The sequence below is a fragment of the Curtobacterium sp. PhB146 genome (assembly GCF_004342995.1).
Lineage (GTDB): Bacteria > Actinomycetota > Actinomycetes > Actinomycetales > Microbacteriaceae > Curtobacterium.
Map to the genome: position 1 here is coordinate 481,707 of NZ_SMBN01000002.1, position 14,327 is coordinate 496,033.

Genomic DNA, 14,327 nt, shown 5'->3' on the forward strand with positions numbered 1-14,327 from the left:
CCGGAGTTGTCCGAACGGCCGGCCGGCACCACCATGAGGGGGTGCGCTCCGCCCTCGTCCGGCATCCGGTGACGGCCGCCATCACGTTCCTCGTGGTCGCGACCGCGGTCTTCGGCATCGTCGTCCGGGTGCTGCACGGTGCCGACCCGGCCTCGTACGGGCCCTTCCGGATCTTCGCGGCGTCCACCGGCGCGGTCGCGTTGCTCACCACGATCGCCGGCGTCGTCGTCCTCGTCGGTGCCGCCGAGCGGCTGATGGGGTCGTGGCGGACCGCCCTGGCGTTCGTCGTCACCACGGTCGTCGGCACCGCGGCCGGCGCGCTCACCGCGTTCGTCGACACGGACGGCCGCGACCTCACCGGCCTGCTGCTCGGGCGGGCGACGGCCTTCGACCCCTGGACCGCGATCGTCGGGACGATCGTCACCGCGAGCGCGTTCGCCGGACCGCTCTGGCGACGACGCATCCGGGTGAACGCGCTCGCCGTCGTGGCCGCGCTCCTGCTCTACGCCGGACACGCCTCCGACCTGTACGCGGTGCTCGCCGCCGCCGCGGGGTGGGTGCTCGGTGAGCTGCTCCGCCGCACCCCGGAGCGCGGCGGATGGGTGCGCAGCTCGCACCGCGAGACCCGGGTCCTGCTCGGGACGGTCGTGCTGGTGTCGGCGATCGGCCCCGTGGTGGCGCTCGTCTCCCGCGCACGGATCGGATTGCTCGCGCCGATCGCCGCGGTGCTCGGCACCGGGCCGGTCACCCCCGTGAGCGGCTGCGGCACCGACGGGGCCGCTGGGCAGTGCCTCCGCGCGCTGCTCGCGTACCGGGCGACGGACCCGTGGACGCTGCTGCTCGCCATCGCGCCGCTGCTCGTCCTCGTGGTGGGCGGCCTCGGGCTCTTCCGGGGCAGCCGGTTCGCCGTCTGGCTCGTGGTGGCGGTCGACGTGGTGACGGCGGTCGCGGCCGCGGTGACCTACGGGGTGCTGCCGGCGCGGGCCGGTGGGCTGCAGGGCACCGCCGACGAGTTCGTCACGGCGCTGTCGGTCGGTGCGTCGATCGTGGTGCCCCTCGCGACCGCGGCCGTCCTCGTGCTCCGGCGCCGGTCGTTCACCGTGCTGCCCTCACGGCGGCGTGTGGTCGCCTTCGCGGTGACCGTCGTCGCGGCGGTCGCCGTCGTGGTCGGCACCGTCGCGGTGTTCGCGGCGTCGGCCCCGGAGCACGTCGAGGACCCGCTCCGGCTCGCCGTCGCCGCCCTCGGCCCCCTCTCGCCGCTGACCTTCTGGGAGCAACTGCCCTCACTCGGCACGGCGCTGCGCATCGTGATCGGACTCGCCGGCCCCGTGCTCTGGTTCGTCGTCGCGCTCGCCGCGGTCCGGCCCACCGGCGCAGTGGAACCCGACACCGACGCGGACGGCTCCCGGTCCGACCGCGAACGGGCCCGGGCGCTGGTGCTCGCCGGCGGCGGCGACACCTTCGGGTGGATGACGACCTGGCGCGGCAACGCCTACTGGTTCGCGGCCGACGGGCGCGCCGGGGTGGCGTTCCGGCGCAACGGTGGGGTGGCCGTCACCGTGGGTGGCCCGTTCGGCTACCCGGATGCCCGCGCCGCCGCGATGACGGACTTCGCCCGGTACTGCGACGACAACGGGTGGACGACGGTCTTCTACGGCATCGACGCCGGGACGGCCGAGCTGCTCACGACGCAGGGGTGGTCGACGTTGCCGGTCGCCGAGGACGCCGACCTCGACCCCCGCACGTGGACGACGACGGGCAAGCGCAAGCAGGACGTCCGCACCGCCGTGAACCGGGCCCGCCGCGAGGGCATCACCGCCACCTGGTCGTCCTGGCAGGACCTGCCGCCGTCGACGGCACGGCAGATCGAGGCGATCTCGGAGGAGTGGGTCTCCGAGCGCGAGCTCCCCGAGATGGGCTTCACGCTCGGCGGGGTGGACGAGATGCGCGACCCCGCCGTCCGGACGCTCGTCGCGCAGGACGCCACCGGGCGGGTGCTCGCCGTGACGAGCTGGTTGCCGAGCCACCGCGAGGGGCGGGTCGTCGGCTGGACCCTCGACGTCATGCGCCGGACCGAGGCCGCGCCGAACGGCGTGATGGAGTTCCTCGTCGCGAGCGCCGCCGAACGGATGCGCGACGACGGCGTCGAACGACTCAGCCTGTCGGCGGCACCGCTCGCGCAGGCGGGCGAGAACGCTGCACCGAGCGACGGCGTGCAGAGCCTGCTCGAGCTCGTCGGGGGAGTCCTCGAACCGGTCTACGGCTTCCGGTCGCTGCTCCGGTTCAAGCAGAAGTTCGGCCCCGACTTGCACCCGCTCGTCCTCGCCTACCCCGACCCGGTCGCGCTGCCGTCGATCGGCCTCGCGGTCGTCCGGGCGTACCTGCCGGACCTGTCCCTGCGGCAGGCGGTCGCGCTCGCGCGCGGACGCGGCTGAGGCGGCACGGTCGACGGGCCGGTGCGGTGGACGCGACCGGGCGGCGGACGGGAGGCGCGGTGCGGGCCCGCCCCGGGCTCCCGGTCGTGCGCCGCGTCGCCCCGTTACGTGCCCCGCTCCGGCCCGACGCGTCGGTCACCGGTCTGGGGTATCGTTCCGACTACGCAAGCGCTCCGGGGTCGGTGCAATTCCGAACCGGTGGTGACAGTCCACGAACTGATGACGGGTGCGAACCCGGCAGAGGTTGACTCGGTGAAACTCCGGGACCGACGGTGAGAGTCCGGATGGGAGGCGCGCTGGCGGACGAGACGACCCATCCTGCGTGGGACGACCCGTCCGTCGATGCCGACGATCGTCGAACACCCCCGGAGTCCCGTTGAGAGGACACCAGTGTTCACCGGCATCATCGAGGAACTCGGCACCGTCACCGCCGTCGAGCAGCACGGCGACTCCGTCGCGCTCACCGTCCGCGGGCCGATCGTGGTCGCGGACGCCAGCCACGGCGACTCCATCGCCACCAGCGGCGTCTGCCTCACCGTGGTCGAGCAGACCCCCGACTCCTTCACCGCGTTCGTCATGAAGCAGACGCTCGACATGAGCGCGCACGGAGCGTTGCGGGTGGGCGACCGCCTGAACCTCGAGCGCGCGGCGTCGGTCGGCGACCGGCTCGGCGGCCACATCGTGCAGGGCCACATCGACGGCACCGCCACCGTGCTCGAGACCGCGGACGGCGACGGCTGGCGGCGGGTGCGGTTCTCGCTCGCGCCGGCGCTCAGCCCGCTCGTCGTCGACAAGGGGTCGATCGCGCTCGACGGCGTCTCGCTCACCGTCAGCGCCGTCTCGCCCGAGGACACCGCGCCGGACGCCGCCTGGTTCGAGGTCAGCCTGATCCCGGAGACGCTCGAGGCCACGACCCTCGGCCTGCGCGTGCCGGGGGACCGGGTGAACGTGGAGACCGATGTGCTCGCGCGGCACGTGCGCCGGATGCTGCGGCTCGACGCCGCGGTCGGTTCGCTCGAGCCCGCGGGCTCGCTCGAGCCCGCGGGCTCGTCCGAGCCCGTCGGCTCGTTCGAGCCCGTCGGATCGGAGGCCCGGTGATGGTCGCCTCGGTCCCGCAGACGCTCGGCTCGTCGAGCATCGAACTCGCGATCGCGTCGGTCGCGGCCGGCCGCCCGGTGATCGTCGTCGACGACGAGGACCGCGAGAACGAGGGCGACGTCATCCTGTCCGCCGAGCTCGCGACGCCGGAGTGGATCGCCTGGACCGTGGCGCACTCGTCGGGGTTCATCTGCGCGCCCGTCAGCGTCGAGATCGCCGACGCCCTCGACCTGCCGCCGATGGTCCAGCACAACGAGGACGTCCGCGGCACCGCGTACACCGTCACCGTCGACGCAGCCGTCGGGGTCACCACGGGCATCAGCGCCCACGACCGAGCGCGCACGCTGCGGGTCCTCGCCGACCCGACCTCCGTGCGCGACGACCTGCACCGCCCCGGCCACGTCGTCCCCCTGCGGGCACGACCGGGCGGGGTCCGCGAACGTGCGGGACACACCGAAGCCGCGATCGAGCTCGTCACCGCAGCCGGGCTCCGGCCTGCCGCGGCGATCTGCGAGATCGTCGACGAGGACGGCAGCATGATGCGGCTGCCGGCGCTCGTCGCACTCGGGGCGCGCGAGGGCGTACCCGTCATCACCATCGCCGCGCTCGTCGAGTGGCTGGACGCGGCAGACCGGACAACGGCAGCAGCTGCCCTGTCCACGGAAGGAACAGCACGATGAGCGGAGCAGGCGCGGCGGACCGCGACCACGTCGACGGCACCGGGATCCGGGTGGCCATCGTCGCCGGGCAGTGGCACGACACGATCGCGGCGGGCCTCCTCGCCGGGGCGCAGCGCGAGGTCGAACGGCTCGGCGCCACCGCGTCGGTGTTCCCGGTCCCGGGGAGCTTCGAGCTGCCCGTCGTCGCGAAGACCGCCCTCGAGGCCGGGTTCGACGCCGCGGTCGCGCTCGGCGTGATCATCCGGGGCGGCACCCCGCACTTCGAGTACGTGTCCGACGCCGCCACGAGTGGGCTCACCCGCGTGGCGATCGACACCGGCAAGCCCGTCGGGTTCGGCGTGCTGACCCTGGACGACGAGCAGCAGGGCATCGACCGGGCCGGGCTGCCCGGCTCGAAGGAGGACAAGGGCGCCGAGGCCGTGCACGCCGCCGTCGCGACCGCGGTGACGCTGCGCTCGCTGCGCGTGCTCGCCTAGCGCGGCTGGTTCACACGGCGCCCGCACTCGGAACGGCCCCGCACCTCGAGAGGTGCGGGGCCGTTCTGCGTCGGCGGAGTGGTTACCGCTTGCCGAACACGTGGATCGGCAGGAAGAAGGAGAGGGTCATCAGGATGAGGCCACCCATGAAGATGAACGCCTGGCCTGAGTCGACCTGGAACGCGAACCCGAACAGGTACATCGACACCAGCAGCAGCAGGATCGAGAAAACAGCGGCGATGACGCGGCCCACGGGATACCTCCGGGTGTCGACGAGTGGAACGTCGCCAAGTCTATCCCCAGGAACGGGGATGGTCGTTCACGCGCCGGGCTTCGTCGCGATCAGACGGTCCACGACGGCGAGGAGCGCCTCCATGTCGACGGTGCTGCGCTTCGGTCGACCGTCGCTCGCGGCACCGAGGGAGGCCTGGTGGTACAGGCCGTCGCCGAGGAGCTTGACCGCCTGGGCGGTGGGCTCGTCGTGGAGGGCGTCGACGAGGGTCACGAGCCACGCGTTCTCGGTGTCGTCGAGGGTCCGGCCCGCTTCTTCGTAGCCGGCCTGCTGCAGGCGGCTCGCGGCGAGGAGCGCGAGGTCGAGCTCGCTGCCGACGAACAGGCAGTTTCGGACGAAGTAGCGGGCGGCACCGTCCTCGGCCTCGGCCATGCGCTCGACGTCGATCGCGGACAGGTCGGAGAGACGCTCGCACAGCCCCTCGACCAGGGCCGCCTTGGAGCCGAAGTGGTACAGCAGCCCGCCCTTGGAGACACCGGCGCGGGCGGCGACGGCGTCGAGCGTCGCGGGACGTTCGCCGTCTTCGCACACGATGGCGACGAAGCTGTCGAGGACGCGGTCGCGGGCACTGGCCATGGGCACGAGTCTAGGAGGAGTTGTGCACGAGCAGGTGCAGGCGTCGCGGGCCGTCCCGCGACGCCTGCACCCTGCCGGTCGGGGCACTCGGCCCGTCAGCCCTTCAGCGCTCCGGCGGCGATGTTGGCGATGAAGTGGCGCGAGCCGATGATGAACACGCCGATGAGCGGGAACACGCTGATCACGGCGCCGGCCATCACCGCCCCGAGGTCGGTCGCGTTCACCGAGCTCAGTCCGGCCAGGGCCACCTGCAGGGTCTGTCCCTTCGGGTCGATGAGGACGATGAGCGGCCAGACGTAGTCGTTCCAGGCGGTGATGAAGGTGAAGATGCCGAGGAACGCGAGCCCGCCGCGGAGCATCGGGACCGCCACCGACCACCAGGTGCGGAAGAAACCCGCTCCGTCCACCCGGGCCGAGTCGATGACCTCGTTCGGGATCGACGAGGTGGCGAACTGCCGGAGCAGGAAGATGCCGAACGCGTTCGCCGCCCCCGGGATGATGAGCGCCTGCAGACCACCGATCCACCCGAGGTTCGCCATGAGCACGAAGCTCGGCACCAGCGACAGGCTGCCGGGCACCAGGAACGTGGCGAGCATGACGGTGAAGAGCGTGCGCTTGAACGGGAACTCGTACTTCGCGAACGCGAACGCAGCGAGCGAGTCGAACAGCATGACCAGGACGGCGGTGCTGCCGGCCACGAGCACGGTGTTCAGGAGTGCCCGCAGCATGTCCACGTTGCTGAAGACGGACGCCACGTTCGCGAGGGCGTTGTCCCCGAACCAGAGCGACGGCGGGTAGCCGAAGATCTCGGCGTTCGTCGACGTCGACATCACGAGGAGCCACCAGAACGGGAAGATCGACAGCAGCACCCCGATGATCAGGCAGAGGTGCGTGACGGCGGTCCCGAGCCAGCCGCGGCGGAACCCGCGGCCGCGGTCGTTCCCTGCGGCCCCCGGTCGGCCGAGTGCCGCGGCGGTGTTGGTCGTCGTCGTGGTCGGTGTCGCGGTCATGCGTCGACCCCCTTCGTGCTGGTGCGGACCGTGCGGGCCACGCGGAGTCGTCGTGGGGTCTTCAGGCCGTCGCGTTCACTGAGCAGACGCCAGTTGATGATCGCGAACACCACGGAGAACAGGAACAGCACCCAGGCGATCGCCGAGCCGTACCCGAAGTCGAACTGGTTGAACGCCTGCTCGTACTGGTAGAGCACGATCGTCATGCCGGCCTCGTCGGGGCCGCCCACCGCTTGTCCGTTGAACAGGATCTGCGGCTCCGTGAAGAGCCCGAGCCCACCGATCGTCGACGTGATGAGGGTGAACAGGATCACCGGGCGCAGCAGCGGCACGGTGATGCGCGAGAAGATCTGCCACGCGTTCGCGCCGTCCACCTTGGCGGCGTCGTACAACTCGGTCGAGATGGACTGCAGTCCGGCCAGGTAGATGATCGCGTTGTAGCCCGTCCAGCGCCAGATCACCATCACCGAGATGGTGACCTTGATGCCCCAGTACGACGACAGCCACCCGACCGGGTCCGCGCCGAGTGCGCGCAGTGCCGCGTTCACCAGGCCGAAGCCGTCGGAGAACACCGAGCCGAACACGATCGCCATCGCGACCATGCTCGTGACGTTCGGCACGAAGAACGCGACGCGGTAGAAGCCCTTCGCCCGGATGTTGCCGTGCAGCAGGAACGCGAGCACGAGCGCGAGGAACAGCATCGGGATCGTCGACATGACCCAGATGAGGAACGTGTTGCCGACGGCGTTCCAGAACCGCGGGTCGCCGAGCAGGTACTGGTACTGGGCCAGACCGACGAACGCGGGGGAGCCGACCCCGTCCCAGTCGGTGAACGACAGCACGATCGAGAACACGATCGGGAACAGCCCGAACACCAGGAAGAGCACGTAGAACGGCGCGATCGCGACGTACTGCGGCCAGAACCGGCGGAACCCGTACCGTTTGCCGGTCGCTGCGGTGGTGATGGAGGACGTCGGGGTCCCGACGACCGCGGGGATGCTCGTGGTCGGTGGTGCCTGCTTGGTGCTCATGCGCGGACCCCCCGCTTGTCGAGGACCCGGTTGGTCTGGTCGACGGCGTCCTGCCAGGCGCGGTCCGGGTCCTTGCCCCCGGCTTCGACGTTCGTGATCTCGGTCGCGAACGCACCGATGAACCGTTCGGAGTTGGAGATGTACGTCACCGGGACGTCCATCGCCGAGGCGTTGAAGAACGCCAGCGGGTCCTGGTCGCCGAAGTAGTCGCCGGGCTTCCGCATGATCCCGTTATCGAACGACGCCGGGGTGGAGGGGAACAGCTGGATGTCGTTGTACGTGTGCGACTGCACCTCGGGCGAGGTGATCCACTGCGCGAACGCGGCGGCCGCGGCCGGGTCCTTCGAGGTCTTCGGGACGGCGAGGAACGACCCGCCGCTGTTGCCCGGGCGATCCGGTTGCCGGGCGACCCGCCACGTACCGGCGGCGTCGGGAGCAGTGTCGTGGATGACCTGCGTCCACCACGCTCCCTCGATCTGTCCTGCGACCCGGCCGGACACCCACCCGGCGTTCTGGTCAGTGCCGGACTGCAGGTTGCCGGTGAGGCCGGAACGGACGCAGGCGACGGCGTTCTCCCACGCCTGCCGCACCGAGCTGTCGTCCTGCTCGAAGACCGGCTGGTCGTCGCGGTCGAAGTACCGCGTGGGGCTGGCGTAGATGTACTGGTTGAAGAGCTGGTTTGCGGTGATGACCGTCGCGGCGTCCGCACCCTTCCGGATCTTCGCGCCGAAGGAGCGGAACCCGTCCCACGTCGCGATCGCGTCGGAGACCTCGTCCGGGTCGGTCGGCAGCCCGGCCTTCGCCAGGACGTCCTGCCGGTAGAAGAGGCCGGTCGGTCCGGTGTCGACGGGCCAGAAGCACTGCCGGCCGCTCGGCGTCCGGCCGAGCGCGCTCTTCCAGTCGTAGTACTCGTCCCGCTTCGCCGCGCCGCCGTGGTCGTCGAAGTCGGTGAACAGGTCTTCGTCGGGGAAGTACAGCCAGCAGTTCGAGTTGACCATGAGGACGTCGGGGATGAACGCGTTCCCGGCGAGTGCCGTCCGGAACTTGGTGTCGTACGAGGCGCCGCCGATCAGGTCGGGGCGGAGCCGCTTGGACCCCTGCCCGGCGATCCCCCCGGCGGCCTGCCGCAGGAACTTCGGGTCGAGCGACCGGTTCCAGTACCAGAGGACGAGTTCGTCAGGGTCCTTGGAGATGGCGGTGCTCGTGGAGCACCCGGCCAACAAGGCGGTGGTGGCGAGGGCTCCGAGGGCACCTGCGCCGGCGAGGAACCCCCGCCTGCTGAGACTGATCGATGGAGATGACGTCACGAAACTACCTGCTCTCGTCGTTGAGATCGGGTTGGAAACAGCGATACCGGGTCCCCGGAGCGTTCGACCGTGAACGCTCACGAAGTGGTCCAGAGCATCCTCTGTGAGACACGCCGTGTCAAGCACTTCCGCATTGATCCGCCGGGCGTGTGGCACTAGCGTCGTCGTGACCGTGAAGGTTCACGAGACGACAAGGATCCGCATGTCAGCGCAGACCGCGAACACCGCCAGCACCCCGACTCCGACGGTCGCCGACCGCCCCGGCTGGGCCGTCCTCGGCCCCGGGGGCATCGCCCGCCGCTTCCTCTCCCAGCTGCCCGCGAGCGGTGGTGCCCTGGTGGCCGCCGGCAGCTCGTCCACCGAGCGGGCGCAGACCTTCGCCGACGAAGCCGCGCAGCTCGGGTTCGCCGACGTCTCCGCTGCGACCTACGACGAGGTCCTCGCCGACCCGCGCGTCGACGCCGTCTACGTCTCGACCGTGCACACCGGGCACGCGCGGCTCGTCCTCGCCGCGCTCGAGGCCGGCAAGGCCGTCCTGTGCGAGAAGCCCCTCGCCCCGAACCACGGCACCGCCATGGCGCTCGCCGACGCCGCACGGCAGGCCGGTCTGCCGCTGGTCGAGGCGTTCATGTACCGCTTCCACCCGCAGACCGCCGCACTGCTCGACCTCGTGCGGGACGGCGTGATCGGCGAGGTCACGCACATCGACGCCTCGTTCGCGTTCCGGACCGGTGAGCGGACCGGCCGACTGTTCGACGTCGACACGGCCGGCGGCGGGATCCTCGACGTCGGCGGGTACCCGGTGACGATGGCTGCCGCGATCGTGCAGGCCGCGACCGGGGTCGCCGTCGCCGAGCCGACGGAGCTCACCGCCACCGGCACCCTCGGGCCGACCGGTGTCGACGAGTGGACCGTCGCGCAGCTGACCTACCGCGGCGGCATCACGGCGTCCGTCCGCACCGGGGTTTTCGTGCAGGACGACAACGCGGTCGCGGTGTACGGCACGCGCGGTCGCCTCCTGCTCGCCGACCCGTGGACCCTCGGCGCCGACCCGACGATCGAGGTGCACACCGTCGACGAGGATCCGCGCACGCTGTCCTTCGCCGGCGAGCACCCCTACGCACGTGAGGCCGACGCCACCACCGACGCCCTGCGTGCCGGTGCGGTCGAGGCAGCACAGATGACGATCGACGAGTCGCTCGCGACCGCCCGCACCCTCGACAAGTGGCGCGCCGCGATCGGCCTGCGCTACCCGTTCGAGGCTGAGTCCGCCGACATCCCCACCGTGAGCGGTCGGCCGCTCCGGGTGCAGGACGGCAACCCCATGCAGTACGGCGAGATCCCGGGTGTCGGCAAGCGGCTGTCGCGCCTGGTGATGGGCGTCGACAACCAGCCCGACCTCGCCCACGCCAGCGCGATCTTCGACCTGTTCGTCGAGCAGGGCGGCAACGTCTTCGACACCGGCTACATCTACGGCGGCGGTGTGCTCGAGGGTCGGCTCGGCAAGTGGATCCAGAACCGCGGCATCCGCGAGGACGTTGTCGTCATCACGAAGGGTGCGCACACGCCGTTCTGCGACCCGGAGTCCCTGACGAAGCAGCTGCTCGAGAGCCTCGAGCGCCAGGGCACCGACTACGCGGACATCTACATGATGCACCGCGACAACCCGGACATCCCGGTGGGGGAGTTCGTCGACGTCCTCGACGAGCACCGCCGCGCTGGCCGCATCCGCGTGTACGGCGGGTCGAACTGGACGCCGGCACGCTTCGACGAGGCCAACGCCTACGCACGGGCGAACGGGAAGCACGAGTTCGAGGTCCTCAGCAACCACTTCGGCCTGGCCGAGGCCTACGACGTGCCGTGGGACGGCTGCGAGCACGCGACCGACGCCGCGTCGAAGGCGTGGCTCGAGGAGCGTCAGGTCCCGCTGCTGCCGTGGTCGTCGCAGGCCCGCGGCTTCTTCACCGGCCGTGCGACGCCGGAGGACACCAGCGATGCCGAGCTCGTCCGCTGCTACTACAGCGACGAGAACTTCGAGCGGCTCCGTCGCGCGCGGGAGCTCGGCGACCGGTTCGGCGTCCCCGCCACGGCGATCGCCCTGGCGTACGTGCTCAACCAGCCGTTCCCGACGTTCCCGCTCTTCGGACCGCGTACGATCGCGGAAGCCCGATCGTCCATGACGGGCCTCTCCGTCGACCTCACCCCGGAACAGGTGGCATGGCTGGACCTCCGCGACTGACCCAGTCGCCACCGGACGGCCCGCACTCCGGCGGCCGCGCGACGATCATCGACGTCGCCGCGGCCGCCGGGGTGTCCCGGCAGACCGTCACCCGCGCGATGAACGGCATGTCCGGCATCAGCGCGACCACGAAGGAACGGGTGCTCGCCGTCGCAGCGTCGCTCGACTACCGGCCGTCGCGGTTCGGCCGCGGGCTGGTGACCGGCGGCGACCACCAGCTCGGGCTCGTCGTGAACGACCTGCGGAACCCGTACACGCCCCAGCTCGCGTCCGCCGTGTTCCGGCTCGCCGCCGAGCAGGGGTGGAACGTCATGCTCGCCGACGTCGACCTGGCGAGCGACGCCGACCGGATGGTCCAGGCGCTCGGTGCGCAGACCGACGTGGTCATCGGTTACCTCGGCTCGCGCCGGCACCGGTGGAGCGAGCTCCTCGGCAACGTGCCGATGGTCGAGCTCGACCCGTCCTCCGACCCGCCCACGGCAGCGGTGTGGATCGACCCCGCCGACGCGATCGAGGCCCTTGCCGACCACCTGGTGGCGACCGGGGTGCGGCACCCCGTCGTGCTCGACAACTCGTCGCCGGACCACACGAGCGCGCGCGGCCTGCTCATGCTGGACGCGCTGCGCCGCCGCGGCTACCTGCCGGAGCTCGTGCACGCGCCGCACGGCACCGCCGAGTGCGGTGCCGACGAGACGGTGCGGATCCTGGCTCGGAAGCGCCGACTCGACGCGATCCTGGCCTTCAACGACGTGATGGCGCTCGGCGTGCTGCAGGCCTGCCGCCGCGCGGGCGTCGACGTCCCCGGTGAGGTCCGGGTCGTCGGCGTCGACGGCCTGCCGCTCGGCGCTCTGGTGTCGCCGATGCTGACGACCCTGGCGGTCGACCTCGACGCCGTCGCGCGCGAGGCCCTCACGCTCGCGCTCGGCATGCTCGCCGGTGAGCTGCCACGGCACGGCGCCGCAGTGCAGCGCACCGTGCGCCACAGCCTGCTGGTCCGCGACTCCGCCTGACGACGGCCGGCCCGCACGCCCCGCCCGCCCGCCCAGCCCCGCCCCGCCGGCCCAGCCTGCCCCCGAGGTTCCGAAATCTCGGCATGTCGGCGCTCAGGCCGCCCGACATCGGAACCCGGGCGGAGACCACGCGGCGTGTTGTGGAACCCCGGCACCGGAACCCCGGCACCGGAACCCCGGCACCGGAACCCCGGCACCGGACGCAGGTCGTGCCGTCGCCCCAGCCTCCCGCCCTGGGCGGGACCAGCCGTCGGACGGGAGGCCCGTGGCGCGCCCGCCACGGGCCTCCCGTCCGCTTGATGGTTGCATTTGCAACCATCACCGTCCAGACGGTACACTGACGGAGTCCTGACGGGGCGCGTGTCCATCCCGCGTCCCGTCTCGTCTGCCCCACGCACCGCCCGCCGTCGACCAGGTCCGGCTCGAAGTCCCAGGAGTCCGCCGTGTCCGCACTGCTCACCAGCCCCATCGCCACCCGCGTCACCGGCAGCCGCGCCCGACGGTTCCTCGCGCTCGCCGTGCTGATGCTGCCGGTCCTGCTCATCTCGGTGGACAACACCGTGCTGAGCTTCGCGCTGCCGTCGATCAGTCGTGCGCTCAACCCGGACGCCACCACGCAGCTCTGGATCGTCGACGCGTACCCGCTCGTCCTGGCCGGGCTGCTCGTCGTGATGGGCAGCATCGGTGACCGCATCGGCCGCCGTCGGATCCTGGTGATCGGGGCCACCGGCTTCGCGCTGTTCTCCGTCGCCGCGGCCTTCGCGACCGACGCCTGGATGCTCGTCGCCGCACGGATCGCGATGGGGGTGTTCGGGGCGATGCTCATGCCCGCGACGCTCTCGATCATCCGCAACGTCTTCGTCGACGCGGGGGAGCGGCGGATGGCGCTGGCCGTCTGGTCGACCATGTTCGCGGCCGGCAACGCCCTCGGTCCGCTCGTCGGTGGCACGCTGCTCGCGCACTTCCACTGGGGCAGCGTCTTCCTGGTCGCGGTGCCGATCCTCGTGCTCATGCTCGTCGGCGTCCCGTTCTGCGTGCCGGAGTCGCGCGACCCGATGCCCGGGCCGGTCGACGTGCCGAGCATGTTCCTGTCCCTCGGTGCGCTGGCGCCGATCGCCTGGGCGATCAAGTCGTTCGTGCACCCGGAGGAGCGCGGGTTCGCCGTCGCGATGCTCGCCGTCGGCGTCGTGTGCGGTATCGCGTTCGTCCGCCGACAGCTGCGGTCCCGTACGCCGATGCTCGACCTGCGCCTGTTCCGCAGCACGGCGTTCACCGGCAGCGTGCTCATGAACCTGATGGCGATGTTCTCGCTGACCGGCTTCCTGTTCTTCATCGCGCAGCACCTGCAGCTCGTGGCGGGGCTCGACCCGTTCGCCTCCGGCGTCGTGCTGATCCCCGGATCGGTGCTCACGATCGTCGCCGGCCTCGCGGTGGTGCCGGTCGTCGCACGGGTCGCACCGCGCTGGGTCGTGTCGGTGTCCCTGCTGTTCTCGGCCGCGGCGTACGCCCTCGTGGCGGTCCTCGGACACCACGCGTCGATCGCGGCACTGGCGTTCGCGTTCGTGCTGCTCGGCATCGGGATCGGCGCGTCCGAGACCGTCACGAACGACCTCATCATCTCGACCGCTCCGGCGGACAAGGCCGGTGCGGCGTCCGCGATGTCCGAGACGGCGTACGAGATCGGTGCGGTCCTCGGCACGGCCGTCCTCGGCACGATCCTGGCGAGCACCTACCGGGCGCACGTCGTGGTGCCGGGCGGCCTGAGCTCGACGGCGCACACCGCTGCCCAGGAGACGCTCGGCGGTGCGGTGTCCGCCGCGTCGTCCCTCGGCGGCGGCGCCGGCCAGGCGCTCCTCGAGTCGGCGCGGGCGGCGTTCGACTCCGGCGTGACGATCACGGCCGGCGTCGCCGCGGTGCTCATGGTGATCGCTGCCGCGGGTGCCGTCGTCATGCTCAAGCGTCGCTGACGCGCGCCGCTTCGTGAGCCGCTGACGCGCGCCGCTTCGTGAGCGGAAATGGTCGGGTTGCGCCACGCGACCCGACCATTTCTGCTCACGAAGTCATCGCCACGGCGCGCCCGGGAGCCGTCGAACCTGTGAATCGTTGACCTCAACCATGGTTCAGGTCATACGTTGGGACATGCCCGCCCAGTGACGGCACACCCCCGCGCGAA

The 14,327-nt window shown here is 71.5% G+C and carries 12 protein-coding genes and 1 riboswitch; of the genes, 7 read left to right on the forward strand and 5 right to left on the reverse strand.

Annotated features, from left to right (window positions below; genetic code table 11):
• The first annotated feature begins 41 nt into the window (after positions 1-41).
• The 4 genes from EDF33_RS10740 (at position 42) to ribH (ending at position 4,689) form a co-directional block, all read left to right on the forward strand.
• Positions 42-2,435 (forward strand): DUF2156 domain-containing protein, encoded by a 2,394-nt coding sequence (locus EDF33_RS10740; protein ID WP_123938591.1) that lies wholly within the window; start codon positions 42-44, stop codon positions 2,433-2,435.
• A 165-nt stretch (positions 2,436-2,600) separates the two neighbouring features.
• Positions 2,601-2,735: riboswitch (FMN riboswitch) on the forward strand.
• Positions 2,736-2,825: 90 nt separating this feature from the next.
• Positions 2,826-3,533: a riboflavin synthase gene (locus EDF33_RS10745; RefSeq protein WP_131879339.1), complete on the forward strand. Its 708-nt coding sequence runs from the start codon at positions 2,826-2,828 to the stop codon at positions 3,531-3,533.
• Positions 3,533-4,213: a 3,4-dihydroxy-2-butanone-4-phosphate synthase gene (gene ribB / locus EDF33_RS10750; protein ID WP_123292069.1), complete on the forward strand. Its 681-nt coding sequence runs from the start codon at positions 3,533-3,535 to the stop codon at positions 4,211-4,213. Before EDF33_RS10745 ends, ribB begins: the two co-directional genes overlap by 1 nt.
• Positions 4,210-4,689, forward strand: coding sequence for a 6,7-dimethyl-8-ribityllumazine synthase (gene ribH / locus EDF33_RS10755; RefSeq protein ID WP_123292070.1), 480 nt, complete (start codon positions 4,210-4,212; stop codon positions 4,687-4,689). The genes ribB and ribH overlap by 4 nt, the downstream gene beginning before the upstream one ends.
• Positions 4,690-4,771: 82 nt before the next feature.
• Here the strand turns inward: ribH and EDF33_RS20180 are convergent, their stop codons facing one another.
• The 5 genes from EDF33_RS20180 to EDF33_RS10775 form a co-directional block, all read right to left on the reverse strand.
• The gene (locus tag EDF33_RS20180; RefSeq protein ID WP_159574085.1) at positions 4,772-4,942 is read right to left on the reverse strand and encodes a hypothetical protein; all 171 of its coding nucleotides are present in this window, start codon (positions 4,940-4,942) and stop codon (positions 4,772-4,774) included.
• Positions 4,943-5,008: 66 nt separating this feature from the next.
• On the reverse strand, positions 5,009-5,557 hold the full coding sequence (locus tag EDF33_RS10760) for a TetR/AcrR family transcriptional regulator (protein WP_123292071.1): 549 nt from the start codon (positions 5,555-5,557) through the stop codon (positions 5,009-5,011).
• A gap of 95 nt (positions 5,558-5,652) precedes the next feature.
• Positions 5,653-6,567, reverse strand: a complete 915-nt coding sequence (locus EDF33_RS10765; RefSeq protein WP_123292072.1) for a carbohydrate ABC transporter permease — start codon at positions 6,565-6,567, stop codon at positions 5,653-5,655.
• Positions 6,564-7,598, reverse strand: coding sequence for a sugar ABC transporter permease (locus EDF33_RS10770; protein WP_132100037.1), 1,035 nt, complete (start codon positions 7,596-7,598; stop codon positions 6,564-6,566). Before EDF33_RS10770 ends, EDF33_RS10765 begins: the two co-directional genes overlap by 4 nt.
• Complete coding sequence (locus EDF33_RS10775; RefSeq protein ID WP_243692434.1) at positions 7,595-8,905, reverse strand: extracellular solute-binding protein; 1,311 nt, start codon at positions 8,903-8,905, stop codon at positions 7,595-7,597. Before EDF33_RS10775 ends, EDF33_RS10770 begins: the two co-directional genes overlap by 4 nt.
• Before the next feature lie 202 nt (positions 8,906-9,107).
• On the opposite strand from EDF33_RS10775, the gene EDF33_RS10780 reads away from it, so the two are divergent.
• From EDF33_RS10780 to EDF33_RS10790, 3 genes are all read left to right on the forward strand, one after another.
• The gene (locus EDF33_RS10780; RefSeq protein ID WP_123292074.1) at positions 9,108-11,144 is read left to right on the forward strand and encodes an aldo/keto reductase; all 2,037 of its coding nucleotides are present in this window, start codon (positions 9,108-9,110) and stop codon (positions 11,142-11,144) included.
• Positions 11,123-12,154 (forward strand): LacI family DNA-binding transcriptional regulator, encoded by a 1,032-nt coding sequence (locus EDF33_RS10785; RefSeq protein ID WP_123672380.1) that lies wholly within the window; start codon positions 11,123-11,125, stop codon positions 12,152-12,154. The genes EDF33_RS10780 and EDF33_RS10785 overlap by 22 nt, the downstream gene beginning before the upstream one ends.
• A 443-nt stretch (positions 12,155-12,597) precedes the next feature.
• Positions 12,598-14,121 (forward strand): MFS transporter, encoded by a 1,524-nt coding sequence (locus EDF33_RS10790; RefSeq protein ID WP_132100038.1) that lies wholly within the window; start codon positions 12,598-12,600, stop codon positions 14,119-14,121.
• Positions 14,122-14,327 lie beyond the last annotated feature (206 nt).